This is a genomic window from Klebsiella sp. 2019SCSN059, from assembly GCF_021739525.1.
GTDB classification, from domain to species: domain Bacteria; phylum Pseudomonadota; class Gammaproteobacteria; order Enterobacterales; family Enterobacteriaceae; genus Klebsiella; species Klebsiella quasipneumoniae.
In genome coordinates this window covers 1-25,287 of record NZ_JAKKOM010000035.1, presented here as the reverse complement: position 1 = coordinate 25,287, position 25,287 = coordinate 1, and the positions used below count along the sequence as shown (strand labels likewise).

General features: G+C 57.1%; 21 protein-coding genes and 1 riboswitch. Of the genes, 12 read left to right on the top strand and 9 right to left on the bottom strand.

Annotated features, from left to right (window positions below):
* Positions 1-64 precede the first annotated feature (64 nt).
* Positions 65-475: a phosphate-starvation-inducible protein PsiE gene (psiE, locus tag L2I46_RS24490; RefSeq protein ID WP_004206282.1), complete on the bottom strand. Its 411-nt coding sequence runs from the start codon at positions 473-475 to the stop codon at positions 65-67.
* A gap of 370 nt (positions 476-845) precedes the next feature.
* Between psiE and L2I46_RS24485 the strand changes: the two genes are divergently transcribed.
* The 6 genes from L2I46_RS24485 to L2I46_RS24460 all read left to right on the top strand — a co-directional run bounded on the left by L2I46_RS24485 (position 846) and on the right by L2I46_RS24460 (position 4,723).
* Entirely contained in the window at positions 846-2,123 is a 1,278-nt protein-coding gene (locus tag L2I46_RS24485) for an L-cysteine desulfidase family protein (protein WP_023291622.1), read from the top strand.
* Positions 2,124-2,185: 62 nt separating this feature from the next.
* A complete protein-coding gene (locus L2I46_RS24480; RefSeq protein WP_023291621.1) occupies positions 2,186-2,926 on the top strand; it encodes an AzlC family ABC transporter permease in 741 nt (246 codons plus the stop codon).
* Entirely contained in the window at positions 2,919-3,239 is a 321-nt protein-coding gene (locus tag L2I46_RS24475) for an AzlD domain-containing protein (RefSeq protein WP_004206276.1), read from the top strand. The genes L2I46_RS24480 and L2I46_RS24475 overlap by 8 nt, the downstream gene beginning before the upstream one ends.
* Positions 3,240-3,259: 20 nt before the next feature.
* Entirely contained in the window at positions 3,260-3,640 is a 381-nt protein-coding gene (locus L2I46_RS24470) for a Rid family detoxifying hydrolase (RefSeq protein WP_047718378.1), read from the top strand.
* Between the two features lie 109 nt (positions 3,641-3,749).
* Positions 3,750-4,259 (top strand): GNAT family N-acetyltransferase, encoded by a 510-nt coding sequence (locus L2I46_RS24465; protein WP_032454554.1) that lies wholly within the window; start codon positions 3,750-3,752, stop codon positions 4,257-4,259.
* Between the two features lie 8 nt (positions 4,260-4,267).
* Complete coding sequence (locus tag L2I46_RS24460; protein WP_032454553.1) at positions 4,268-4,723, top strand: acyltransferase; 456 nt, start codon at positions 4,268-4,270, stop codon at positions 4,721-4,723.
* A 48-nt stretch (positions 4,724-4,771) separates the two neighbouring features.
* On the opposite strand, the gene pgi is transcribed toward L2I46_RS24460, so the two are convergent.
* Positions 4,772-6,421: a glucose-6-phosphate isomerase gene (gene pgi / locus L2I46_RS24455; RefSeq protein ID WP_023291617.1), complete on the bottom strand. Its 1,650-nt coding sequence runs from the start codon at positions 6,419-6,421 to the stop codon at positions 4,772-4,774.
* A 348-nt stretch (positions 6,422-6,769) separates the two neighbouring features.
* Positions 6,770-7,005, top strand: a riboswitch (Lysine riboswitch).
* A gap of 179 nt (positions 7,006-7,184) precedes the next feature.
* On the opposite strand from pgi, the gene lysC reads away from it, so the two are divergent.
* The 3 genes from lysC to L2I46_RS24440 all read left to right on the top strand — a co-directional run bounded on the left by lysC (position 7,185) and on the right by L2I46_RS24440 (position 9,991).
* On the top strand, positions 7,185-8,534 hold the full coding sequence (gene lysC, locus L2I46_RS24450; RefSeq protein WP_032454552.1) for a lysine-sensitive aspartokinase 3: 1,350 nt from the start codon (positions 7,185-7,187) through the stop codon (positions 8,532-8,534).
* A 138-nt stretch (positions 8,535-8,672) separates the two neighbouring features.
* Positions 8,673-9,602, top strand: a complete 930-nt coding sequence (panS, locus tag L2I46_RS24445) for a ketopantoate/pantoate/pantothenate transporter PanS (protein WP_023291615.1) — start codon at positions 8,673-8,675, stop codon at positions 9,600-9,602.
* A 116-nt stretch (positions 9,603-9,718) separates the two neighbouring features.
* Positions 9,719-9,991, top strand: a complete 273-nt coding sequence (locus L2I46_RS24440) for a DUF3811 domain-containing protein (protein WP_004177859.1) — start codon at positions 9,719-9,721, stop codon at positions 9,989-9,991.
* Here the strand turns inward: L2I46_RS24440 and rluF are convergent.
* Entirely contained in the window at positions 9,988-10,863 is an 876-nt protein-coding gene (rluF, locus tag L2I46_RS24435; protein ID WP_044525123.1) for a 23S rRNA pseudouridine(2604) synthase RluF, read from the bottom strand. The two genes, L2I46_RS24440 and rluF, sit on opposite strands and share 4 nt — an antisense overlap.
* A 198-nt stretch (positions 10,864-11,061) precedes the next feature.
* Here rluF and pepE point away from each other — a divergent pair, with 198 nt between their 5' ends.
* The gene (gene pepE / locus L2I46_RS24430) at positions 11,062-11,751 is read left to right on the top strand and encodes a dipeptidase PepE (RefSeq protein ID WP_072421175.1); all 690 of its coding nucleotides are present in this window, start codon (positions 11,062-11,064) and stop codon (positions 11,749-11,751) included.
* 112 nt (positions 11,752-11,863) lie between these two features.
* On the opposite strand, the gene L2I46_RS24425 is transcribed toward pepE, so the two are convergent.
* Positions 11,864-13,495 (bottom strand): Na/Pi cotransporter family protein, encoded by a 1,632-nt coding sequence (locus L2I46_RS24425; protein WP_023291612.1) that lies wholly within the window; start codon positions 13,493-13,495, stop codon positions 11,864-11,866.
* Positions 13,496-13,624: 129 nt separating this feature from the next.
* The gene (gene metH / locus L2I46_RS24420) at positions 13,625-17,308 is read right to left on the bottom strand and encodes a methionine synthase (RefSeq protein WP_101862364.1); all 3,684 of its coding nucleotides are present in this window, start codon (positions 17,306-17,308) and stop codon (positions 13,625-13,627) included.
* 194 nt (positions 17,309-17,502) lie between these two features.
* Here metH and iclR point away from each other — a divergent pair, with 194 nt between their 5' ends.
* Positions 17,503-18,333: a glyoxylate bypass operon transcriptional repressor IclR gene (iclR, locus tag L2I46_RS24415; protein WP_004206826.1), complete on the top strand. Its 831-nt coding sequence runs from the start codon at positions 17,503-17,505 to the stop codon at positions 18,331-18,333.
* A gap of 50 nt (positions 18,334-18,383) precedes the next feature.
* Here the strand turns inward: iclR and aceK are convergent, their stop codons facing one another.
* The 4 genes from aceK to metA all read right to left on the bottom strand — a co-directional run bounded on the left by aceK (position 18,384) and on the right by metA (position 24,447).
* On the bottom strand, positions 18,384-20,168 hold the full coding sequence (gene aceK, locus L2I46_RS24410) for a bifunctional isocitrate dehydrogenase kinase/phosphatase (RefSeq protein WP_236948284.1): 1,785 nt from the start codon (positions 20,166-20,168) through the stop codon (positions 18,384-18,386).
* Positions 20,169-20,270: 102 nt separating this feature from the next.
* Entirely contained in the window at positions 20,271-21,575 is a 1,305-nt protein-coding gene (gene aceA / locus L2I46_RS24405; protein ID WP_004206828.1) for an isocitrate lyase, read from the bottom strand.
* 80 nt (positions 21,576-21,655) lie between these two features.
* A complete protein-coding gene (aceB, locus tag L2I46_RS24400; protein WP_023291609.1) occupies positions 21,656-23,257 on the bottom strand; it encodes a malate synthase A in 1,602 nt (533 codons plus the stop codon).
* A 260-nt stretch (positions 23,258-23,517) separates the two neighbouring features.
* Positions 23,518-24,447 carry a homoserine O-acetyltransferase MetA gene (gene metA, locus L2I46_RS24395; protein WP_004206830.1) on the bottom strand — a complete coding sequence of 310 codons (930 nt, stop codon included), beginning with the start codon at positions 24,445-24,447 and terminating at the stop codon, positions 23,518-23,520.
* Between the two features lie 156 nt (positions 24,448-24,603).
* Here metA and L2I46_RS24390 point away from each other — a divergent pair, with 156 nt between their 5' ends.
* Entirely contained in the window at positions 24,604-25,065 is a 462-nt protein-coding gene (locus L2I46_RS24390) for an acetyltransferase (RefSeq protein WP_032454547.1), read from the top strand.
* Positions 25,066-25,287 lie beyond the last annotated feature (222 nt).

Below are 25,287 nucleotides of genomic sequence, written 5' to 3'. Positions count from 1 at the left end.
CAACTGGACCCTACATAAATTCTATTTGTGACTGTTGGTCAGCGGCCCTGGAGGCCGCTTTTTTTTATTCGCGTTTCAGGCGATTGGAGTTACACAGCCAGAGCGTAATCACCAGGATCAGGATCGCGGCGGAGTATATGAGCACCGCCATCGGCGATTCATGATCGATGATGATCAAACGCACAATCGCGGTAATGCCGATATAGACGAAATAGCGCAGCGGGAAGTGGAACCCCGACTGAAAATACTTGACGATCAGCGCGATAAATTCGAAGTAGAGAAAGTAGACCACCAGTCCTTCCACCAGCCGGTACTTACTGGTCGGCTCCGGGGTAAAGAGGACATCGGCCAGATGCAGCGTCTCTTTACCGAGGAAGACGATCAGGATAATCCCCAGGCACAGCAGCCCCAGATTCAAAACCGTTTGCATCGCAGTGGCGATAAAATTCACCAGTGGGCGATAAACCGACGACATATTCACACCTCATAATCAGTCCTTGTTGCGTCCGGTATAGCGCAAAAGTGTGATCCAGATCTACAGTTACCCCTCACCGCGTGGGCTTTCCACGTTTGCGCCCTCAGGACAGGATTTCGGCAAAAGAGAAAAATGCTCTCCTTAACGGCGTGTGATCGACATAACTGAATCCCCTTTTTTGTATAAAACTATCCCTGCACAATCATTGTTAATCAATAACTTAATTTACATACAGGCCTGCATGTTTTGATAAGGCTAAAAATAAAACTTTTCTCCATACCTCAATAAATAAAGGGTTATTTGAGAAAGTTTTTTTCTGCCGATTCCCTTAGCATATTTCCTCATCATCTTACGTCCAGGAATCATAATAATGTCTGACCAAGCATCCTCACTTTTTATTCGCTGGCTACAGCGAGAAGTCGCACCAGCATTAGGTTGTACGGAACCTGTTGCTATTTCATTTACCACCGCTTACGCCGCGAAACATTTAGCGACACCCTGCGAAAAAATTAGCGGTTTTATTTCTGCCAACCTGTATAAAAACGCCACGGGCGTCACGATTCCCGGCACGACAGTTAATGGCGTCGCGCTGGCCGCCGCCATCGGCGCCTTTGGTGGCGATGCCGATAAGGGATTACAGACCCTGGCAGGCATTACTTCACAGCATGTGGAACAGGCACAAGCGCTGGTGGATGCCGGCCACGTTACTATTGACGTCCAGGATACGCCTGACTTTATTCATCTCGATCTCACCCTCAGCGCCGGTGACCAGACCTGTCGCGTCGTGGTAAAAGGCACGCATACCAATGTGGTCGAGTTATATATTAATGGCGAACAGCAGCCATTACACGCCGGGGAAAATAGCGCCACAGCGCAGACTGAACTGCCAACTTTCTCTCTCCAGGAAGCGTATGACTTTATTATCTCCACCCCGGTTGAGAATATTACGTTTATTCTGGAAGCCGCCCGCCTCAATAGCGCACTGGCTGCAGAAGGCAAATCGAAAAAGTATGGGTTGAATATTAACGGAACATTCTCTGAAGCCGTTAAAAATGGTTTGTTAAGTAATGACTTAATGAGCGAGGTCATTATCAACACCGTCGCAGCTTCCGATGCGCGTATGGGTGGAGCCCCGGTGGTCGCCATGTCGAACTTCGGCTCTGGCAACCAGGGGATCGCAGCGACCATGCCGGTAGTTACCGTCGCCGAGCATCTGAATGCCGATGAAGAGACGCTCGCTCGCGCGCTGGCGCTCTCGCATCTGACGGCCATTTCCATCCATTCGCGCTATACCCGCCTGTCCGCACTGTGCGCGGCCTCCACCGCCGCCATGGGCGCCGCCGCCGGTATGGCATGGCTGTTTACCCGCAATATCGAAACCATCAACACCGCCATCATCAATATGATTAGCGATGTTACCGGCATGATTTGCGATGGCGCTTCCAACAGCTGCGCGATGAAGGTCTCCTCGGTGGTTTCCAGCGCCTTTAAATCTGTGTTGATGGCGATGCAAAACCGCTGCGCCAGCGCCAACGACGGCATTGTCTGCGCCGACGTCGAACAGTCGATTAATAATCTGTGCCGCCTCGTGATTAAGCCTATGGCGCAAACCGATAAAGAGATCATTCGCATTATGGTCAGCAAATAAGACCAGCCCTTTTGTACCCTACGCAATAATGATTTATTGCCTGCACCAACAGGTATTTTACGATGAATAAAAAAGTCATATTACGCGGCGCCAGCGCCATTATGCCCCTGTGCATCGGGGACTTTCCTTTCTCGTTCATTGTTGGCGCATTAAGCGTCAGCGCCGGCATGAGCGTCTGGCAAAGTACCGCGTGGTCGGCGATTGTGATTGCCGGTTCGGCGCAAATGCTGGCACTGAATATGTTAAAAACCGGCGCCACGCTCGGCGTGATTATTTTCACCACATTAATTATTAATCTTCGCCATGTGCTGTATAGCGCCTCTATTTCCGGCACCGTGCGCGAAGCCTCATTCTTTAAAAAATGCTTTATGTCCTATGCGCTCACCGACGAAGTGTATGCCACCACCGTCAAAGAGATGGAAGGAAATAAAAAGGAAAAATATCTGTTTTATGGTTCGGCGATGGTCACCTTCTGGGCGATTTGGGTGCTGGCCGATTTTCTTGGCGCGCTGGTCGGCGCCTCGTTTCCCCACATTGAGAAATACGGTCTCGATTTCGCCATGGTCGCCGCCTTTATCGCCATCGTGGTGCCGCAAATTAAAAGCCAGGCCTGCACCGTCGCCGCGGTAGTGGCCGCCGTTTCCGGCGTGCTGTTAGTGGTCCTGCCCTACTCGCTGGGTATCGTCGTCGCCTCCGTACTCGGCGTCCTTGCCGGCCTGTGCGTCGACCTGGCGGAAGAGCGCAAGCAGATGGCAACAACCGAATCCGATATGCCGTTAGTGGAGGCGCTGGAAAATGAGTAATAGCTATTTTATCGCCCTGACGCTGGGCATGGCCGCGGTCACTTTTCTTATTCGTTTCTCGTTTATCGGCCTGGCCGGCAAGATCCAGATGTCTGAGCGGGTGACCAAAACATTGCGCTTCGTGCCGGTCACCGTCCTGCCGGCCATCATCACCATTCAGATCCTGAGCGTGAATTCCAGCATGGAGTTCGACTTAAAAAATCCGAAGGTGATCGCCGCCATTATCTGTACGCTCGCCAGCTTCCGTTTAGGTCTGGTGTGGGTGGTGGTGAGCGGCGTCGGCTCGCTGGTGCTATTGAATTATTTTCTGTAACTGTTTGAAGGGGTAAACACATGATTATTACTACCGCTGACGCGCCCGCCGCGATTGGTCCGTACGTTCAGGGCGTCAATCTCGGCGCGATGACCCTCACCTCCGGCCAGCTGCCCATTAATCCGCAGGACGGCACCATGCCCGACGACATTGCCGAACAGGCGCGCCAGTCGCTGGAGAACGTGAAAGCCATCGTCGAAGCCGCCGGCCTCACCGTTGGTCAGATCGTCAAAACCACGGTGTTTGTGAAAGACCTGGCGGATTTTGCCGCCATTAATGCCGCCTACGAGGCCTTCTTTACCGAACATCAGGCGGCCTTTCCGGCGCGCTCCTGCGTGGAAGTAGCCAGGTTACCGAAAGACGCTGGCGTCGAAATCGAAGCGATCGCTTTCGCCCGTTAATCCCCCCGGCTGGAGGAAGAACCTCCAGCCCCTTCCCCACCGATTTTTGTCGTTCCACGTTGTTCATATTACAGGCACTATAGCCACTGAACGACCCGAGGAACGCAGCATGTTAACTATCCGAAAGGCATTGCCCGAGGACGCGCCACAACTGAGCGCGATGGGTTATGCCAGTTACCAGCACCACTTCGCCCATCTCTGGCGCAATGCCGATGAACTGGCGTTATTTCTTAAGCAAGAATATGCCGAAGATGCGCTACGTCGGAGTCTTACCGATGCCAACCATCATTGGCTCATCGCCGAAGCCGCTTCCCCCGTTGGTTTCGCTAAATATAGCTTTCAGCAGCGAATGGCTGAAGATGGCACGATGGGTACGCTGCTGCATAAGCTCTACCTGATGCCGGGGGAGACTGGCCACCGCTACGGCGAGCAGATTTTTCACGCCGTCGAGACGCGAGCAAAAACGGCCGGCGAACGCTGGCTGTGGCTGGAAGTACTCGCCGCGAATCCCGCCGCGCGCCGTTTTTACGAACGCCAGGGGATGCAGCACATCAGAGACACGACTTTCCATTCCGCCAGCCAGCAAAGCACCTTGCATATTCTGGCCAAACCGCTGTGAGAGGAACTATGCCTGAGCTTCGTGATACCGGCGTACGTAACGTCGTCTGTGGGAAAAATGTCGTTATTTACCAGCCCGCCAACCTGTACGACTGCACGCTGGGTGATAACGTCTTCGTTGGACCGTTCGTTGAGATCCAGGGGAATACCCGCATCGGCGCGGAGAGTAAAATCCAGTCGCATACCTTTATCTGCGAGTACGTCACCATTGGCCGGCGCTGTTTTATCGGTCACGGGGTGATGTTCGCCAACGACCTGTTTCGCGACGGCAAACCAAACGCCGACCGCGCCAGCTGGGGGCGGATTGAGATTGGCGATGACGTGTCGATCGGTAGCGGCGCCACGATTCTGGCCGTCAGCATCTGCGACGGCGTGGTGATTGGCGCGGGCAGCGTGGTGACGAAGTCCATCACCGAGAAAGGCGTGTGGGCGGGGAATCCAGCCCGCCTGCTACGGCGGCTGTAAAAAAAATGCCGACCATAAGGTCGGCATTCCGTCTTAACGGCGCAAGCGTTATGCGCGCCAGGCTTTATAACGGTTAATCAGACCGTTAGTGGAGCTGTCGTGGCTGCTGACTTCGCTGCCGTCTTTCAGCTCCGGCAGGATCCGGTTAGCCAGCTGTTTGCCCAGCTCAACGCCCCACTGGTCGAAAGTGAAGATGTTAAGGATCGCGCCCTGGGTGAAGATTTTGTGCTCGTACAGAGCAATCAGCGCCCCGAGGCTGAACGGGGTGATCTCACGCAGCAGGATAGAGTTAGTCGGGCGGTTGCCTTCGAACACTTTGAACGGCACCACGTGCTCCAGGGTCGCCGGATCTTTACCCTGATCGCGATATTCCTGCTCCACCACTTCACGGGATTTACCGAAGGCCAGGGCCTCGGTCTGGGCGAAGAAGTTGGACAGCAGCTTCGGATGATGATCGGAGAGCGGGTTGTGGGTGATAGCCGGGGCGATGAAATCGCACGGTACCATTTTGGTGCCCTGATGGATCAGCTGGTAGAACGCGTGCTGACCGTTGGTGCCCGGCTCGCCCCAGATAATCGGGCCAGTCTGGTAGTCCACGGCGTGGCCGTTACGGTCGACATACTTACCATTGGACTCCATGTTGCCCTGCTGGAAGTAGGCGGCAAAACGGTGCATGTACTGGTCGTACGGCAGAATCGCTTCGGTTTCCGCACCGAAGAAGTTGTTGTACCAGATACCGATCAGCGCCAGCAGCACCGGCAGGTTTTTCTCCGCCGGGGTGGTGGAGAAGTGTTTATCCATCGCATGCGCGCCAGACAGCAGCTCAACGAAGTTGTCGAAGCCCACGGAGAGAATGATGGACAGGCCAATCGCCGACCACAGGGAGTAACGGCCGCCAACCCAGTCCCAGAATTCGAACATGTTGGCGGTGTCGATGCCGAACTCGCCAACCGCTTTCGCGTTGGTGGAGAGCGCCGCGAAGTGTTTAGCCACATGCTTGTCGTCGCCCGCGGTCGCCAGGAACCAGTCGCGCGCGCTGTGGGCGTTGGTCATGGTCTCCTGAGTGGTGAAGGTTTTGGACGCGACCAGGAACAGGGTGGTTTCCGGGTTGACGTTCTTCAGCACTTCGGCGATGTGGGTGCCATCGACGTTGGAGACAAAGTGCATGTTGAGGTGATTTTTATACGGACGCAGCGCTTCGGTGACCATGAACGGACCGAGGTCGGAGCCACCGATACCAATGTTGACCACGTCGGTGATCGGTTTGCCGGTGTAGCCTTTCCAGCTGCCGGAGATAATCGCTTCAGAGAAGGCTTTCATCTTCTCCAGCACAGCGTTCACTTCCGGCATCACATCTTTGCCATCAACCACAATCGGCGTATTGCTGCGGTTGCGCAGCGCGACGTGGAGTACCGCACGATCTTCGGTGCGGTTGATCTTTTCACCGGAGAACATCGACTTGATGGCGCCTGCGAGATCGGTCTCTTTCGCCAGATCCTGCAGTTTAGCCAGCGTCTCTTCGGTGATGCGGTTTTTGGAGAAGTCCACCAGCATCAGATCGTCGAACGTCGCGGAAAACTTAGAAAAACGGTCGCTATCTTTGGCGAACAGCTCGCTGATAGTGACATCTTTCATTTCGTCGAAGTGTTTCTGTAATGCCTGCCAGGCAGAGGTCTGCGTTGGGTTGATGTTTTTCATTAGCAATACTCTTCTGATTTGAGATTGTGACTTCGGTCGATTGTAGCGCCGGTGACGGAAAATTGTGATGATTTTTGTGACTTGTCCCTGACGCCGGTCAGGAATCAGGTCAAAACGGAGTAAAAAGCCCCATTAGTATAGCTATCATAAGGCTTTTTTCTGTTAGCCGCAGGGGCATGAAAAATCCGCATAACCGCAGCGTTGACATAGCTGGCGTTAAGCCTTTATATATCCGCAGTGCTTACGTATTGTAAGTATCTATTGCTCGCGCATTTCACGCTACAGCGAAAGGGTATTCGCGGGGTATATAATGTCCTTATTCCCCCGGCCAGGTGAAAGACGTCGGTAATTGCCAGAAGAGGTGCGTTGCCCAGGTAACCGTATTGGAGGAACCAGTCCGGCGAAAATACGTGAGGGGGAGCAACGCCGAGGTGAAAGAGCGTCTGGTTACGCTCCTCACCGGCCACAGGGGCTGAATCCCCTGGGTTGTCACCAGAAACGTTCGCAGTCGGGCGTTTCATACCCGAACACTTCAGCGCCCAGAGCGGTGAGTCGGGTCTACAAGGTGGAGCACTTCTGGGTGACATCGTAGTTGTTTATCATTCTGCGCCACCCTGTTTATCGCTCTTCCCTTGTGCCATGGCTGAATAATTTGGCCTGGCTTATTAAGACATTTTGTTGCGATCCGGCGGCATCCAGCCCCTGCCAGGATCGGTGTTCAGGAATCGTTTTAATAAGTCAGGCCCCCTGACACGAGGTTGTTATGACAGATTTAGTCGTCGCCAAATTTGGCGGCACCAGCGTTGCTGATTTTGACGCGATGAACCGCAGCATTGATGTGGCGCTGCTCGATGCCAATACCCGTATTGTTGTGCTCTCCGCCTCTGCCGGCGTGACCAACATTCTGGTGGCCTTAGCGGAAGGGCTGGAACCCACCGAACGTTTTGCCCAGCTGGACGCTCTGCGCCAGATCCAGTTCAATATTCTGGAGCGTTTGCGCTATCCCAACGTGATCCGCGAAGAGATTGAGCGCCTGCTGGAAAATATCACCACGCTGGCGGAAGCCGCCGCGCTCGCCTCCTCTAGCGCGCTGACTGACGAACTGGTCAGCCATGGCGAACTGATGTCCACCCTGCTGTTTGTAGAGATTCTGCGTGAGCGCGGAATTCAGGCGCAGTGGTTTGACGCCCGTAAAGTGCTGCGCACTAACGATCGCTTTGGTCGCGCCGAACCGGATATCGCCGCCGTCGCCGAACTGACTCAGCAGCAGCTGACGCCGCGTCTGGCGGAAGGCCTGGTGGTGACGCAGGGCTTTATCGGCAGCGAAGCGAAAGGCCGCACCACCACCCTCGGCCGCGGCGGCAGCGACTATACCGCCGCTCTGCTCGGCGAAGCGCTGAATGCCACCCGCGTCGATATCTGGACCGATGTGCCCGGGATCTATACGACCGACCCGCGCGTCGCGCCTGCGGCGAAACGCATCGACGTCATCGCCTTTGAAGAGGCGGCGGAAATGGCCACCTTTGGCGCCAAAGTGCTGCATCCGGCGACCCTGCTGCCTGCCGTGCGCAGCGATATCCCGGTATTTGTCGGCTCCAGTAAAGAACCTAAAGCGGGCGGTACGCTGGTGTGTAAAACCACCGAGAACCCGCCGCTGTTCCGCGCGCTGGCGCTGCGTCGCCGCCAGACGCTGCTGACGCTGCACAGCCTGAATATGCTGCACTCCCGCGGCTTCCTCGCCGAAGTGTTCGGTATTCTGGCGCGCCATAACATCTCCGTCGATTTGATCACCACCTCCGAAGTGAGCGTGGCCCTGACCATGGACACCACTGGCTCAACCTCTGCGGGCGATACCCTGCTGACCCAGGCGCTGCTGACCGAGCTCTCCTCGCTGTGCCGCGTGGAAGTGGAAGAAGACCTGGCGCTGGTTGCCCTGATCGGCAACGAGCTGTCGAAAGCCTGCGGCGTCGGCAAAGAGGTGTTTGGCGTCCTTGATCCGTTTAACATCCGCATGATCTGCTATGGCGCGTCCAGCCACAATCTCTGCTTCCTGGTGCCTGGCGCCGATGCGGAGAAGGTGGTGCAGACGTTGCATCATAATTTGTTTGAATAAAATTCCTTAGCACGATAAACAATACCTATAGCCGGGCTCGAACCCGGCTTTTTTATAACAACATCAACACAACCAGCTGACCTGCTCGCCGCCCTACCGGGACGGCGCGGCCGGTTTGCGTATCGCAAGGAACACAACATGCTCGCAACTCTGACGCGGCTGTTCCCGTTATGGGCACTGCTGCTCTCCGTTCTGGCCTATTACACACCCACCACCTTCACCCCGATCGGCCCGTGGGTTACCACCCTGCTGATGCTGATTATGTTCGGTATGGGGGTACATCTGAAGCTGGCGGATTTCAAACGCGTCCTGTCGCGTCCGGCGCCGGTCGCCGCAGGGATATTTCTGCACTATCTGGTGATGCCGCTCGCCGCCTGGCTGCTGGCGCTGCTGTTTCATATGCCGCCGGAGCTCTCCGCCGGGATGGTGCTGGTGGGCAGCGTCGCCAGCGGGACGGCCTCCAACGTGATGATCTTTCTGGCCAAAGGGGATGTGGCCCTGTCGGTGACCATCTCCTCGGTCTCCACCCTGGTCGGCGTCATCGCGACGCCGCTGCTGACCCGTCTGTACGTCGACGCGCACATTCAGGTCGACGTCATGGGGATGTTGCTGAGCATTCTGCAGATTGTGGTCATTCCCATCGCCCTGGGGCTGATTGTCCATCATCTGCTGCCGAAGGTGGTGAAAGCGGTGGAGCCGTTCCTGCCCGCTTTCTCGATGGTGTGCATTTTGGCGATCATCAGCGCGGTGGTGGCGGGTTCCGCGGCCCATATCGCGTCCGTCGGCCTGGTGGTGATTATCGCAGTGATCCTGCATAACACCATTGGCCTGCTCGGCGGCTACTGGGGCGGACGTCTGTTTGGTTTTGATGAATCCACCTGCCGTACGCTGGCGATCGAGGTGGGGATGCAGAACTCCGGCCTGGCGGCCGCGCTGGGTAAAATTTACTTCGGCCCACTGGCGGCGCTGCCGGGAGCCCTGTTCTCCGTCTGGCATAACCTGTCCGGTTCGCTGCTGGCCGGGTACTGGTCAGGGAAGCCCATCGCCAAAAAAACCAGCAAGCGCTGAGCGTGACACGTCCGGGCGCCGGCCCGGACGTATGCCTGCTTTAGTTGCCATACAGGCTATCAGTAAAATATTCATTGCCGTACACTGGGTGCTCTGGTCTGACTGAGGGCACCACCATGGCACTCCCCCGTATTACACAAAAAGAGATGACCGAGCGCGAACAGCGCGAATTGAAAACGCTGCTTGACCGCGCGCGCATTGCGCACGGCCGCCCGCTGAGCAATGCGGAAACGAACAGCGTGAAAAAAGAATATATCGATAAGCTGATGGCCCAGCGTGAAGCGGAAGCGAAGAAAGCCCGCCAGGTGAAAAAACAGCAGGCTTATAAGACGGATAAGGAAGCGACCTTTTCCTGGTCGGCGAATACGCCGACCCGCGGCAGGCGTTAACGCCCTTTCTTTTTACGTCCCGGCTGGGTGAAACGTTTGCCGTTGCCAGTCGGGCGGCCCTTATCGTTGCTATTTTCCATCTTCACCACCGGGCGCTTGATGCCGGGGGTCGCCGCTTTGGCCTTCGGCTTAGCTTTCGGCTTCGCTTCGGAAGAAGAGTTTTCAATCAGCTTGAACAGATCGATCAGCTCGTCATCGGTCAGATCGCGCCACTCACCCAGCGGGATCCCCGTCAGGCTGACGTTCATAATCCGCGTACGCTCAAGCTTCGTCACTTCATAGCCAAAGTGCTCGCACATGCGACGGATCTGGCGATTCAGCCCCTGCACCAGAGTGATGCGGAAAACGAACGGCGCTTCTTTCTTTACCTTACATTTTTTGGTCACGGTCCCGAGAATCGGTACCCCCGCGCCCATGCCGCGAATGAACTCATCGGTCACCGGCTTATCGACCGTAACCAGATACTCTTTTTCATGGTCGTTGCCGGCGCGCAGGATCTTATTCACCAGGTCGCCGTGATTGGTGAGGAAGATCAGCCCCTGGGAGTCTTTATCCAGACGGCCGATAGGGAAGATACGCTTGCTGTGGTTGACGAAATCGACAATGTTGTCGCGCTCGCCGTCTTCCGTGGTGCTCACAATGCCGACCGGCTTATTCAGCGCAATCAGCACCAGATCATCCGCTTCGCGCGGCTCAATCAACCGTCCGTTAACTTTGACCAGGTCGCCAGGCTTCACCTGATCGCCAATCGTGGCGCGCTTGCCATTGATAAAGACGTTGCCTTGTTCAATAAAGCGGTCCGCTTCGCGACGCGAGCAGATGCCGCTTTCACTGATGTATTTGTTTAATCGGGTTGATGAGTCGGGCAGCATAGATTCTCCTGTAAAAGCGAAATATACCCTACCTTGCGGGCGAGAAAAAACCTGGATTGCGTTATTCATTATTCAACGGCTTCGTCGGGCTCATGAACAGCATTCCGCTTACCCACATCATGCGCCATATCAGCGCGCCGGTATCAGGGCGATGCTAGAATTTCTGCTTCAATAATAGGTTTAAAACAGGAAGAAAAGATGGAACTGCTGCTACTCAGTAACTCCACGCTGCCGGGGAAAGCCTGGCTGGAACACGCCCTGCCGCTGATTGCCGGTCAGGTCAAAGGCCGCCGGACGGCGGTATTCATCCCTTTCGCTGGCGTGACGCAAACCTGGGATGATTACACGGCCAAAGTGGCTGCGGTTATGGCGCCGATGGCGGTCAGCGTAACCGGTATCCACCGCGTCGCCGATCCTATCGCCGCCATTGAAAGCGCTGAGATGGTGATCGTCGGCGGCGGGAACACCTTCCAGCTGTTGAAAGAGTGCCGCAGCCGCGGGCTGCTGGCGCCGATTGTCGATGTCGTCAAACGCGGGGCGTTGTATATCGGCTGGAGCGCAGGTTCAAACCTCGCCTGCCCGACCATTCGCACCACCAACGATATGCCGATTGTCGATCCCCAGGGATTTGATGCGCTGGGGCTGTTCCCGCTCCAGATTAACCCACACTTCACCAACGCCTTGCCGACCGGGCATCAGGGCGAAACCCGCGAACAGCGTATCCGCGAACTGCTGGTCGTGGCGCCGGAATTAACGGTGATTGGTTTACCGGAAGGAAACTGGATCCAGGTCACCGATGGGCACGCGACCCTCGGCGGCCCGAACCCAACGCTGTTGTTCAAAGCGGGGGAAGCAGCGGTAACCCTGCCTGCAGGCCACTGCTTCTGAGCTGGTATGGCTAACGTTTCCCGGATAGCGGCGCGTTGCGCCTTATCCGGGCTGCCTCAACGGAACGTCCAAACGCATAACCCCGGTTAGCGCAGCGCCGCCGGGGAAGGTCTCAGTAGTCATCCCGTTCGTCGTCTTCATCCGGCTGCTCCATCACGCTGTAAGCCACCGAGCAGAACAGGCTGTTCAGACGCTTCATATCTCCCAGCAGCGCCAGGTGCAACGTACTGGTTTCGATACTCTGCACGTTCTGCTGATGCAGACGGTCAACGTGCGCATGCGAGTAGCGGCGGTTAAGAATGCGGAACCGGTGTTTACTGCGCCGCAGGCGACGGGCGCTGGGCACATCGCTGGAGAAGAAGACCGACATCGCCAGCTGCAGGTTGCTGAGCAACAGATCGTACAGGGCGTCCAGCTCCTTTAACCCTTCCACCGAGAAGGCGCGCCGCGCCGCCAGCGATTTATCAGCGATCTCGCTGCCCATCCGCTCGACGATATCGGAGGCCTGCTCGAGGTTTAACGACATCTCAATAATTTCCGCCCAGCGCCGGGACTCCTCTTCCGCCAGCTCATCCTTTGGCATTCGCGCCAGATAGAGCTTAATGGCGGTGTAGAGTACGTTGATATCGTCCGCCATGCGGCGTAGCTCTTTCTCCTGACGCGGTTCGCCATGCATCACCTTATGCAGGCTCTCCAGCATTTGCTCCATCGCGTCACCAATGCGCAGCGTCTCGCGCGCGGCATTGGCCAGCGCCAGCGCCGGGGTGTCCAGCGCCGACGGGTCGAGATGCTTGGGTTTGAGATGGTTATCCAGCTCGGGTTCATCGCGGATCATGCGCTGGCACAGCTTCGCCATCGGTCCGGTAAAAGGCACCATCGCGATGCAGCGCAGCAGGTTGTAAAAAACGTGGAAGTAGATAACCAGCTCGGACTCGGCCAACGGCAGCTTGTGCATCGCGGCGGCCAGCGGATGGACGAACGGCAGAATGATCAGGCTCCCCACCAGCTTAAACAACAGGCTGCCCAGCGCCACCCGGCGCGCCGCCGCGTTCGCCGCGCTGTTGTTGAGCATCGCCAACAGCCCCGATCCCAGGTTGGCGCCAATCACCAGGCACAGCGCCACCGGGAAAGAGATCGCTCCTGCCGCGGTCAGCGTCGCCGTCAGCAGCACCGCCGCCAGGCTGGAGTAGCTGATGATCGCGAATACGGCGCCAATCAAGGCATCCAGCATAATATCCCCGGTCAGCGAGGCAAAAATCACCTGCACGCCGTTGGCCTGGGTAATGGGGTGGACGGCCTGCACAATCAGCTCCAGGGCCAACAGGATCAGCCCAAGGCCAATCCCCACTCGCCCCAGCTGCCCGGCGCGGGTCTGCTTGCGGCCGAGGAAGAAAATCACCCCGATAAATATCAACAACGGCGACAGCCACGACAGGTCGAAGGTCAGCACCCTCGCCATCAGCGCCGTCCCGACGTCGGCCCCCAGCACCATCACCAGCGCCGGCGTGAGGCCCACTAAATCCTGGGCGACAAACGAGGTCACCAGCATGGTGGTGGCATTGCTGCTTTGCACCAGCGCAGTCACGCCAAGACCCGCGCAGAAGGCGAGCGGCTTTTTCTCTACGCTGCTACTGAGAACGGTACGCAGGCGAGCGCCATAGACGCGCATCACCCCGGTACGCACGATATGCGTGCCCCACACCAGCAGAGCGACCGCGGACAACAGGTGTAGCAGAGTTAACACGGAATCAGCTTCTCCTTATCGTTATAGGTGTTCCAACGTTCTGGAACCTATCTCAGTATAAGGGGTTAACCTCAATAAAGAGACAAGGCGCTCACAGAGCGCCTTGTTTGTTGTAAGGAAAGATGACGACTAGTCCGCATCATAGCCCAGATTAGGGGCTAACCAGCGCTCGACTTCCGCCGGGGTCATCCCTTTACGCAGCGCGTAGTCTTCAACCTGGTCGCGCTGGATCTGCGCCACGGCGAAGTATTTGCTGTCAGGATGGCTGAAGTACCAGCCGGAAACCGATGCCCCCGGCCACATGGCGAACGATTCGGTGAGCTTCATGCCGGTATGGGCTTCGACGTCCAGCAGCTGCCAGATGGTGCCTTTTTCGGTGTGCTCCGGACAGGCCGGATACCCCGGCGCCGGACGGATCCCCTGGTAATTCTCGCGAATAAGCTCCTCATTGCTGAGGTTCTCATTGGCCGCATACCCCCAGTAGACCTTACGCACTTTCTCGTGCAGATACTCGGCGAAGGCTTCCGCCAGACGATCGGCGATGGCCTTGATCATGATCTTGTTATAGTCATCATGCTGCGCTTCATAGGCTTCCGCCAGCGCGTCCTCTTCCAGGCCGCCGGTGACGGCGAAGGCGCCGATGTAGTCCGCTTTGCCGCTCAGCTTCGGCGCCACAAAGTCGGCGAGGCAGTAGTTGGCGAAGCCGACCTTCTCCGTCTGCTGGCGCAGGTGATGGCTCACCGTCAGCACGTGGGTGCGGGTTTCATCGCGATAGATTTCAATATCGTCGCCCACGCGGTTGGCCGGGAACAGGCCCACCACGCCGCGCGGGTTGAGGGTTTTCTCTGCGCTCAGCTTATCCAGCAGCTCGTTAGCGTCTTTGAACAGGCGCTGCGCCTCTTCCCCTACCACGTCATCTTCCAGAATGCGCGGATATTTGCCCGCCAGCGACCAGGTCATAAAGAACGGCGTCCAGTCGATGTAGTTGCGTAGCGTCTCGATACTGGCTTCCACCTCCTGAATCCCCAGGCGATGGGCCACCGGCGGAGTGTAGCTCTCCCAGTCAAAGGCCAGATCGTTTTCCCGTGCGGCGGCCAGGGTCACCGGCGGGGTGCGCGGTTTTTTACGCCCATGCTGGATACGCACGGTTTCATACTCTTTGCGCGTACGGGCGACAAACTCATCGCGCTGCGTGTCCGAGAGCAGCGCAGCCACCACCCCGACGGTGCGCGAAGCGTTCTGTACGTAAACGGTCGGGCCGCTGTAGTTCTGCTCGATTTTCACCGCCGTATGCGCTTTAGAGGTGGTCGCGCCGCCGATCAGCAGCGGGATGGTAAAGCCCTGGCGCTCCATCTCTTTCGCCACGTTAACCATTTCGTCGAGCGACGGGGTAATCAACCCGGAAAGGCCGATGAGATCCGCGTTCACCTCTTTGGCGGTTTTGAGAATTTTATCCGCCGGGACCATCACGCCAAGATCGATTATTTCGTAGTTATTGCACTGCAGCACCACGCCGACGATGTTTTTGCCGATGTCATGAACGTCGCCTTTTACCGTGGCAATCACCATTTTGCCGTTACTGGAGCCCTGCTCTTTACTGGCTTCAATAAACGGCTCCAGGTAGGCCACCGCCTGTTTCATGACGCGGGCGGATTTCACCACCTGCGGCAGGAACATTTTGCCTTCGCCGAACAGATCGCCGACCACGTTCATGCCGTCCATCAGCGGCCCTTCGATCACCTCAATCGGGCGAGCGGCCTGCTGACGCGCTTCTTCGGTGTCCTGTTCAATAAATTCGGTAATGCCCTTCACCAGCGAATATTCGAGGCGTTTTTTCACCTCCCAGCTGCGCCATTCCGCCTGCTGGGCATTGGCGCCGTCGTCAACTTTACTGCCGCGATATTTTTCCGCCAGCTCGAGCAATCTTTCGGTGCTGTCATCGCGGCGGTTGAGGATCACATCTTCAACCGCGTCACGCAACTCGGCGGGAAGGTCGTCGTAAATCGCCAGCTGGCCGGCGTTGACGATGCCCATATCCATGCCGTTACGGATTGCGTAGTAGAGGAATACCGCGTGGATCGCCTCACGTACCGGGTCATTGCCGCGGAAAGAGAAGGAGACGTTGGAGACGCCGCCGGAGATCAGCGCGTGCGGCAGCTCGCGTTTGATGTCTTCGCAGGCGCCGATAAAGTCCTGGGCATAGTTATTGTGTTCTTCGATACCGGTCGCCACCGCGAAGATATTCGGGTCAAAGATAATATCTTCTGGCGGGAAGCCGACCTCTTCGGTGAGGATTTTGTAGGCGCGACGGCAAATCTCAATTTTACGTTCGCGGGTATCGGCCTGGCCCACTTCGTCAAAGGCCATCACCACCACCGCGGCGCCGTAGCGGCGAACCAGTTTCGCATGGTGGATAAAGGGTTCGACGCCCTCTTTCATCGAGATGGAGTTAACGATGCCTTTTCCCTGAATGCATTTCAGGCCCTTTTCGATGACCTCCCATTTGGAGGAGTCGATCATGATCGGCACGCGGGCAATGTCCGGCTCGCCGGCAATCAGGTTGAGGAAGCGCGTCATCGCCGCTTCGGCGTCGAGCATCCCCTCGTCCATGTTGATATCGATGATCTGCGCGCCGCTTTCCACCTGCTGACGCGCCACGTCCAGCGCTTCGCTGTACTTCTCTTCTTTGATTAAGCGTTTAAATTTCGCCGAGCCGGTAACGTTGGTACGTTCGCCGACGTTAACGAACAGGCTGTCATCGCCGATATTCAGCGGCTCCAGGCCGGAAAGACGGCAGGCGACGGGGATCTCCGGCAGCTGGCGCGGCGGCAGGCCGGCCACCGCGCGGCTCATGGCGGCGATATGTTCCGGCGTGGTGCCGCAGCAGCCGCCGACGATATTGAGGAAACCGGCTTCCGCCCATTCGCGGATCTGCGCCGCCATGGTATCGGCATCCAGATCGTATTCGCCGAAGGCATTGGGCAGGCCAGCGTTCGGGTGCGCGGTAACGTAGCATTCAGCGATACGCGACAGCTCCTGGACGTACTGGCGCAGTTCGTCCGGCCCGAGGGCGCAGTTCAGACCAAACGATAAGGCTTCGGCGTGACGCAGCGAGTTATAGAAAGCTTCGGTGGTCTGCCCGGACAGCGTGCGGCCGGAGGCATCGGTAATGGTCCCGGAGATCATCAGCGGCAGGTCAACGCCCAGCGCCTCCAGCTCCTCTTTCACCGCATAGATGGCCGCTTTGGCGTTCAGGGTGTCAAATACCGTTTCAATCAGGATCAGATCCACGCCGCCTTCCACCAGCGCTCGGGTGGATTCGCGATAGGCAGCCACCAACTGGTCAAAGGTAATATTGCGGAACGCCGGATCGTTCACATCAGGCGAAATAGAGGCGGTGCGGTTGGTTGGGCCAAGCACGCCCGCGACGTAGCGCGGTTTTTCCGGCGTGCGGGCCGTCCAGGCATCGGCGCTGGCGCGGGCCAGCTTCGCCGCCGCAAAGTTGATCTCTGCCGACAGGGATTCCATCTGGTAATCCGCCATCGCAATGGTCGTCGAGTTAAAGGTGTTGGTCTCAATGATATCCGCGCCGGCCTCGAAGTAGGCGTCGTGGATCTCGCGGATCACCTCGGGCTTGCTGAGCACCAGCAGGTCGTTGTTGCCTTTCAGGTCGCACGGCCAGTCAGCAAAGCGCTCACCGCGAAAGTCTTGCTCACTCAGACGGTAGCCCTGGATCATGGTGCCCATGCCCCCATCCAGAACCAGAATACGTTCTTTTAACTGCTGATGCAGTTGCTCAACTTTGCTGCTCACACTTGCTCCCGACAACGCTCAACACAGGCCAAATAGCCAACAAACCATACTGGCATAAACCACCGGAGCGGAAAAGACAACAACGGGCAATATGAGACATGTTCAGCTTCACTCCTCCGATGAGTCCGGTTGTGATTGCATTATCGCCAAATAAAACGAAAATCATTTCCACGATACAGAAAAAGGAGTCCGCGATGGCCACTACCCCCGTTCCCGCGAAACGCGGCAGAAAACCCGCGGCTGCCACCGCCCAGCAGGCTGGCGGTCAGGTTCAGTCGCTGACCCGCGGCCTGAAATTGCTCGAATGGATTGCCGAGTCCCACAGCAGCGTCGCGCTGACCGAGCTGGCGCAGCAGGCGGGTCTGCCCAACTCAACCACTCACCGCCTGCTGACCACCATGCAGCAGCTGGGTTTCGTTCGCCAGGTCGGCGAGCTGGGCCACTGGGCCGTCGGCGCGCATGCCTTCGTGGTCGGCAGCAGCTTTCTGCAAAGCCGCAATCTGCTGGCGATTGTCCACCCGATCCTGCGCCAGCTGATGGAAGATTCCGGTGAAACGGTGAATCTGGCGGTGCTTGACCAGAGCGACCACCAGGCGATCATTATCGACCAGGTGCAGTGCACCCAGCTGATGCGTATGTCGGCGCCAATCGGCGGAAAACTGCCGATGCACGCCTCCGGCGCCGGGAAGGCGTTCCTCTCGCAGCTGAGCGAAGAGCAGGTGACCAGTCTGCTGCACCGTAAAGGGCTGCATGCCTATACGCATGCCACGCTGGTCTCGCCGCTGCATCTGAAGGAAGATTTAGCGCAGACCCGCAAGCGGGGCTACTCGTTCGATGACGAGGAGCACGCGCTCGGCCTGCGCTGCGTCGCCGCCTGCATTTATGATGAACACCGCGAACCGTTCGCGGCAATCTCCATCTCCGGTCCCATCTCACGCATGACCGATGATCGGGTGACCGAGCTGGGCGCGCTGGTGATCAAAGCGGCGAAGGAAGTGACGCTGGCATACGGCGGGGTTAAATAAAAAAATGCCCCGCAGGGGCATTTTAAGTAAGCCTGATAAGCGTAGCGCCATCAGGCAGATCGGCGCACCTTGCCGGATGGCGGCGTAAACGCCTTATCCGGCCTACTGTCGGCGCCATAGCGCACGCTAAAACGCTGCTTACGCCGGTAAGCATAGACATCTTCCACATGACCGTTTTTAATCCGCGTCTGCAGTTCGCGCCAGTAGTCGGCACGCAGCAGGTCGGCATGCATCTCCTCAAACAGCGGCCCAATGCGCGGGTCGGCGCACAGCCAGTGGCGGAACTCCTCCGGAAACACATCCCCCGGCGAGACGCTGTACCACGGCTCGCTGGCCAGCTCATCCTCGGGATAGCGCGGCGGCGGGATCTGGCGGAAATTCACCTCCGTCATATAGCAGATTTCATCATAGTCGTAGAACACCACCCGGCCGTGGCGGGTGACGCCGAAGTTTTTAAACAGCATATCGCCGGGAAAGATGTTGGCGGCGGCCAGCTGGCGGATAGCATTCCCATACTCTTCTACCGCATCGCGCAGCGCCTGGCCGTTAACCTGCTCCAGCCACAGGTTGAGCGGCACCATTCGCCGTTCAATATACAGATGACTGATGACAATCCGGTCGCCGAGGTCGGTCAGTTTGTTCCCCGCTTCCGCCTGCAGCAGCGCCAGCAGCGCTGGCGCGATTTGTCGTTTCTCCAGCACGAAGTTTTCAAACTCCTGCGTGTCCGCCATCCGCCCGACGCGGTCATGCTCCTTTACCAGCTGATAGCAGGCGCGCACGTGGGCGGCGGTCATCTCCTTCTGCGGCGCGAAGAGATCTTTGATCACCTTGAACACCCGGTCAAACCCCGGCAGGGTAAACACCAGCATCACCATCCCGCGAATGCCCGGCGCCTCGATAAACTGCTCATCGCAGCGAGCGATGTAGTGCAGATATTCGCGATAGCTTTCGGTTTTGGCGTGCTTCTGGCAGCCAATCGCCATATACAGCTCGGCCGTGGTTTTACCCGGCAGGATCTCGCGCAGCCATTCCACCAGAGCGCCGGGCAGGGGCGCATAAACCATAAAATAGGAACGCGCGAAGCCAAAAACGATGCTCGCTTCGGCATGGGTGGTCAGGCAGGTATCGACAAACAGCTCGCCCTCGTCGCTGCGATGGATCGGCAGCAAGAAGGGCAGCGTGGTCATCGGCATCACCAGTTTGCCCACCAGCCAGGCGGCTTTGTTGCGATAGAACAGCTCATTGGCGACCTGTAGATGACAGGTGGCGAGCGGTTCCTCCCCCAGCGCCTCCTGCAGACTGGCAATGATATAGCCGATATCCCGCGCTTTATTTTGCCACGGCAGCCGCAGCGGCAGATCGGACAGCACTTTACCCAGCAGGTGCGACCAGCCGCGCTCTGGATAGAAATCTTTCGCCAGCGGGCGCGGAAGGGTGCGAAAAGGACGCTCGGGCTGCGAGCTGAAAATAAAGAGCCGCTCGGGGGTCAGCGAGCGGTGGTCAAACAGGCGGCAGTAGACCGAATTGAAAAAGCTCTCGGCAATTTCAAAACGAGGGTAATCCGGCAGCAAACGGGTGTAGTGGGCTTTCACCCGCAGCAAAAAGTCGGCATCCGTGCTTTTTCCCTCCGTGATGCAGCGCAGCTGCTCCACCACCAGACCCACATGGTGGTCATAGAGGTGGATCCGCTGTTTCATCGCCTGCTGCACCGCATGCCAGTCGGCCTGTTCAAAGCGCTGCTGCGCGCCGGAAGTCACTTCGAGAAAACGCCCATACTGAGCGTCAAATCCCTGCAATATCGTTTGGGCAATCAGTAATTCCAGACCACGCGTCATCGAACTCCCCCATCCGGTACCACGTCAGGCCGGATGGCGCGCTCGCTTATCCGGTCTGGATCCCTTCACAGGCCCGGTGAGCGTCGTGCCACCGGGCATGGCTCAAAACTGATCTTCTTCGGTCGAGCCGGTCAGCGCCGTCACCGACGAGGCGCCGCCCTGGATAATGGTAGTGACCTTGTCGAAGTAGCCGGTGCCCACCTCCTGCTGATGCGAGACGAAGGTATAGCCTTCCGGCCCGGCGGCGAATTCCGGCTGCTGCACTTTTTCAACATAGTGGCGCATCCCCTCACCCTGAGCGTAGGCATGGGCGAGGTCGAACATGTTGAACCACATGCTGTGGATCCCGGCGAGAGTAATAAACTGGTATTTGTACCCCATGTCCGACAGCTGCTGCTGGAAGCTGGCGATGGTTTTATCATCGAGATTTTTCTTCCAGTTAAACGACGGCGAGCAGTTATAGGCCAGCAGTTTGCCCGGGAAACGCGCATGAATGGCTTCGGCAAAGCGACGCGCCTGCTCGAGATCCGGTTTCGACGTTTCACACCACACCAGGTCCGCATACGGCGCGTAAGCCAGCCCGCGGCTGATCGCCTGCTCGATCCCGGCATGGGTGCGGAAGAACCCTTCGCTGGTGCGATCTCCGGTAATAAACTCACGATCGTACGGATCGCAGTCTGAGGTAATTAAATCGGCAGCGTCAGCATCGGTACGGGCGATCACCAGCGTCGGGACCCCCATCACGTCGGCCGCCAGACGCGCCGCCACCAGTTTCTGTATCGCCTCCTGGGTTGGAACCAGCACTTTACCGCCCATATGACCGCACTTCTTCACCGACGCCAGCTGATCTTCGAAGTGAACAGCCGCTGCACCGGCTTCAATCATCGATTTCATCAGCTCAAAGGCGTTCAGGACGCCGCCGAAACCGGCCTCCGCATCCGCCACGATCGGCAGGAAGTAGTCGATAAAGCGCGGATCGTTCGGCTCAATCCCGGCTGACCACTGGATCTGATCGGCGCGGCGGAAGGTATTGTTGATCCGATCCACCACCGCCGGTACCGAGTTGGCCGGGTACAGCGACTGATCCGGGTACATGCTGGACGCCAGGTTAGCATCCGCCGCCACCTGCCAGCCGGAGAGATAAATGGCTTCGATGCCGGCCTTCGCCTGCTGCAAGGCCTGGCCGCCGGTCAGCGCGCCAAGGCTGTTGATGTACCCTTTCTTCGCCTCACCGTGCAGCAGACGCCACATTTTCGCTGCGCCAAGCTGCGCCAGCGTGCATTCCGGGTTCACCGAGCCGCGTAATTTCACCACCTCTTCCGCGCTGTACGGGCGGGTAATCCCTTCCCAGCGCGGGTTCGTCCACTCTTTGTTTAATTCTTCGATTTGTTGGGTACGGGTTTTCATGTGCAGATGCTCCATATTATTTCCTGGCTCCCCAGGCGTCATTGGTGAAGGACTAAATGGCGAACAACACCATCTGGCGATTAGGCCAGCAGGCGGTAGCCCGGTAATGTCAGAAAATCAATCAGTTCGTCGGAGGTGGTGATCTGCTCCATCAGCCGCGCCGCATCGTCAAAGCGGCCATGGCTGAAGCGGTGCTCCCCCAGCTCCTCCTGAATCACCATCAGCTCTTCCGCCAGCCACTGGCGGAACAGCGCTTTCGTGACCGGCGTGCCGTCGTTCAGGGTTTTCTGATGATGGATCCACTGCCAGATAGAGGTGCGCGAGATCTCGGCCGTCGCGGCGTCTTCCATCAGGCCATAAATCGGTACACAGCCGTTGCCGGAGATCCAGGCTTCGATGTACTGCACCGCCACGCGGATGTTGGCGCGCATCCCGGCTTCCGTGCGCTCGCCCTCGCAGGGGGCCAGCAGCTGTTCGGCGGTAATTGGCGCGTCCTCGCTACGGGTCACCGAGAGCTGATTCGGCTTGTCGCCGAGCACGCGGTTAAACACCGCCATGGCGGTATCCGCCAGCCCAGGATGGGCGATCCAGGTGCCATCGTGACCGTTGTTCGCCTCCAGCTCTTTGTCGGCGGTGACTTTATTCAGCACCTGACGGTTACGCTCGGCCTCTTTACTCGGGATAAAGGCCGCCATTCCACCCATCGCAAACGCCCCGCGTTTGTGGCAGGTCTTAATCAACAGCCGTGAGTAGGCGCTGAGGAAGGGTTTATCCATCGTCACCACCTGGCGGTCCGGCAGTACGCGGTCAGGATGGTTTTTCAGCGTCTTGATATAGCTGAAGATATAGTCCCAGCGGCCGCAGTTCAGGCCGACAATATGGTCGCGCAGCGCATGCAGGATCTCATCCATCTGGAACACCGCCGGCAGTGTTTCAATCAGCAGCGTGGCCTTGATGGTGCCGCGCGGCAGGTCAAAGCGATCTTCAGTAAAGCTGAAGACATCGTTCCACCATGCCGCCTCCTGCCAGGCCTGGGTTTTTGGCAGATAGAAGTAGGGACCACTTCCTTTCGCCAGCAGCGCCTGGTAGTTATGAAAGAAATAGAGCGCAAAATCGAAAAGACTGCCGGGAATGGCCTCATTACGCCAGGTCACATGCTTTTCCGGCAGGTGCAGGCCGCGCACACGGCATACCAGCACAGCGGGATTGGGCTGCAGTTGGTAGATTTTGCCAGCCTCATTGGTGTAGCTGATGGTCCCGTTCACGGCATCACGTAGGTTGATTTGGCCATCAATGACTTTACGCCAGTCCGGCGCCAGCGAATCCTCAAAGTCCGCCATAAAGACTTTTACGTTAGCATTCAGCGCGTTAATGACCATCTTGCGCTCGACGGGGCCGGTAATTTCAACGCGGCGATCCTGCAAATCCGCCGGGATACCGCGAATGGTCCAGTCGCCATTTCTAATGGAAGCAGTTTCCGAAATAAAATCCGGCAGCTGCCCATCGTCAATGGCCTGCTGCTGCTGCAGACGCGCGGCCAGCAGTTTATTGCGCGCCGGCGTAAAGCGGCTCACCAGTTCCGTCAGGAATTCTACCGCCTCAGGCGTCAAGATCTGCTTCTCCTGCTCGCCATAGGGCTGACTAAAGGCCAGTTCATCGGTGATTGTCGCCTGCTGCGTCATTGTGCTGCTCCTCTTGGTTGATCCGCTGGAAGCGAGCGAAAGATCGTTGTGCAGTTTTCGCTCAGCACAATTAAGACTACTCAATTAATTTTCAAAATCAAAAACAATTTCCATTTTAATTTTAAAATGAGATTAACATATTGATAACAATGAAATTAAAGTTATCATCAGCCATGAGGTGAATTTCGGAAATAAAAAAGGCACCCGAAGGTGCCAGAGGCAAAGTGCTGAAACGCTTTAGGATCGTTTCGTGCGGAGTATTACTCCAGCGTTGGATTCATATGACGCAGATCGTATGGTGTAATCTGGTAGACGTAATAGTTCAGCCAGTTAGCGAACAGCAGATTACCGTGGCTCCGCCAGGTGGCGCGCGGTTTGTTCTGCGGGTCATTTTGCGGAAAATAGTTGTGGGGAACCTCAGGGTTCAAACCGGCTTCCACATCGCGGAAATATTCACTTGCCAGGGTATTGGCATCGTACTCGGGGTGGCCGGTGACAAAGGCTATACGCTTATCTTTACTGGCGAACAGATACGCATCGCCCTCTTCCGTCTCTGCGAGGATCTCGAGATCGGTATAGTCCCGGATAAGCCCTGCCGGAAAGTCAGCATAGCGTGAGTGTGGGGCCAGGAAAGAGTCGTCGAAACCGCGGGTCAGTAAAGCGTGTGGATGAAGAATATGGTGTTCATAAACGCCAGAAATCTTTTCGGCGCGGGTCTGCTTGGGAATGCCGTACAGAATATTCAGCGCGGCCTGAACTGCCCAACAGACGAACAGCGTCGAAGTGACGTGATCCTTGGCCCACTCCAGTACCTGTTTGATCTGCGGCCAGTAAGCGACATCATTAAATTCAACCAGGCCTAAGGGAGCGCCGGTGACGATCAGGCCGTCGAAGTTCTGATCGCAGATCTCATCGAAATTGCAGTAAAAGTTATTCAGATGCTCCGCCGGCGTATTACGTGACTCACGCGCATCGATACGTAATAACTGGATGTCCACCTGCAGCGGAGAGTTCGACAGCAGACGCAGGAACTGATTCTCCGTCTCGATTTTCTTCGGCATCAGGTTGAGGATTAACACCTTCAGGGGGCGGATTTCCTGAGTTGTTGCACGCGTTGTCGTCATCACAAAGACGTTTTCATTGCGCAAGAAATTGACGGCTGGTAGCTCGTCCTGCACCCGAATTGGCATAACTCTATTACCTCATAGCATACGTATAAACGTTTAGACATCCAGATAGCTGAAGATAACCAAGAATCGGGTGAATGTCGAGTCTGCATGTTCACGGTGAGAAAATTTCACGGCGCGCATTGAGTTAGAATATAAGAATGAAGAAAAGGAGAAAATATGGTTATTAGCATCCGCCGTTCCCGGCCTGATGAAGGGGATAAACTGATTGCGATCTGGTGTCGGTCAGTCGACGCCACGCACGATTTTCTGTCAAAAGCGTATCGGAGAGAGCTGGAGGAGCTGGTACGTGCCTTTATACCGGAGGCTCCGCTGTGGGTGGCGGTTAACACGGAGGACCAGCCGATCGCCTTTATGCTGCTGACCGGAGATCATATGGATGCGCTGTTCGTCGATCCGGATGTCCGCGGCTGCGGTGTGGGGAGATTGCTGATCGCGCATGCGCTGTCGTTAACGCCAACACTGACGACCAACGTAAATGAGCAGAATGAACAAGCGGTCGGGTTTTATCGGAGAATGGGTTTCAAAGTGACAGGTCGCTCTGAAACGGACGATCTGGGTCAACCGTATCCGTTATTGAATTTGATACATGAGCAGCAGGCTGAAGCAGACTACGATTGACGTCGGTAACTTTGCGGCATTGATGTCCCCTCGGCCAGCAGGTGGCCGAGGATCCGTAGCCCCGGTAAGCGCAGCGCCACCGGGGAGGCGTACCGGCACCCTTCCCGGAGGACACAAACGCAAAAAAGCCCGGTCTTTCGACCGGGCTTTCTGCTTTATTTGATGCCTGGCAGTTCCCTACTCTCACATGGGGAGACCCCACACTACCATCGGCGCTACGGC

Excerpts from the sequence above, each read along its gene's own strand:
- L2I46_RS24480 (WP_023291621.1), top strand. The coding sequence starts at position 2,186 with ATGAATAAAAAAGTCATATTACGCGGCGCCAGCGCCATTATGCCCCTG.
- L2I46_RS24440 (WP_004177859.1), top strand. The coding sequence starts at position 9,719 with ATGGCACTCCCCCGTATTACACAAAAAGAGATGACCGAGCGCGAACAG.
- aceB (WP_023291609.1), bottom strand. The coding sequence starts at position 23,257 with ATGACGCAGCAGGCGACAATCACCGATGAACTGGCCTTTAGTCAGCCC.
- aceK (WP_236948284.1), bottom strand. The coding sequence starts at position 20,168 with ATGACGCGTGGTCTGGAATTACTGATTGCCCAAACGATATTGCAGGGA.
- L2I46_RS24465 (WP_032454554.1), top strand. The coding sequence starts at position 3,750 with ATGTTAACTATCCGAAAGGCATTGCCCGAGGACGCGCCACAACTGAGC.
- psiE (WP_004206282.1), bottom strand. The coding sequence starts at position 475 with ATGTCGTCGGTTTATCGCCCACTGGTGAATTTTATCGCCACTGCGATG.
- metA (WP_004206830.1), bottom strand. The coding sequence starts at position 24,447 with ATGCCAATTCGGGTGCAGGACGAGCTACCAGCCGTCAATTTCTTGCGC.
- pgi (WP_023291617.1), bottom strand. The coding sequence starts at position 6,421 with ATGAAAAACATCAACCCAACGCAGACCTCTGCCTGGCAGGCATTACAG.
- L2I46_RS24470 (WP_047718378.1), top strand. The coding sequence starts at position 3,260 with ATGATTATTACTACCGCTGACGCGCCCGCCGCGATTGGTCCGTACGTT.
- panS (WP_023291615.1), top strand. The coding sequence starts at position 8,673 with ATGCTCGCAACTCTGACGCGGCTGTTCCCGTTATGGGCACTGCTGCTC.
- iclR (WP_004206826.1), top strand. The coding sequence starts at position 17,503 with ATGGCCACTACCCCCGTTCCCGCGAAACGCGGCAGAAAACCCGCGGCT.
- L2I46_RS24390 (WP_032454547.1), top strand. The coding sequence starts at position 24,604 with ATGGTTATTAGCATCCGCCGTTCCCGGCCTGATGAAGGGGATAAACTG.
- rluF (WP_044525123.1), bottom strand. The coding sequence starts at position 10,863 with ATGCTGCCCGACTCATCAACCCGATTAAACAAATACATCAGTGAAAGC.
- pepE (WP_072421175.1), top strand. The coding sequence starts at position 11,062 with ATGGAACTGCTGCTACTCAGTAACTCCACGCTGCCGGGGAAAGCCTGG.
- lysC (WP_032454552.1), top strand. The coding sequence starts at position 7,185 with ATGACAGATTTAGTCGTCGCCAAATTTGGCGGCACCAGCGTTGCTGAT.
- L2I46_RS24485 (WP_023291622.1), top strand. The coding sequence starts at position 846 with ATGTCTGACCAAGCATCCTCACTTTTTATTCGCTGGCTACAGCGAGAA.
- aceA (WP_004206828.1), bottom strand. The coding sequence starts at position 21,575 with ATGAAAACCCGTACCCAACAAATCGAAGAATTAAACAAAGAGTGGACG.
- L2I46_RS24475 (WP_004206276.1), top strand. The coding sequence starts at position 2,919 with ATGAGTAATAGCTATTTTATCGCCCTGACGCTGGGCATGGCCGCGGTC.
- L2I46_RS24460 (WP_032454553.1), top strand. The coding sequence starts at position 4,268 with ATGCCTGAGCTTCGTGATACCGGCGTACGTAACGTCGTCTGTGGGAAA.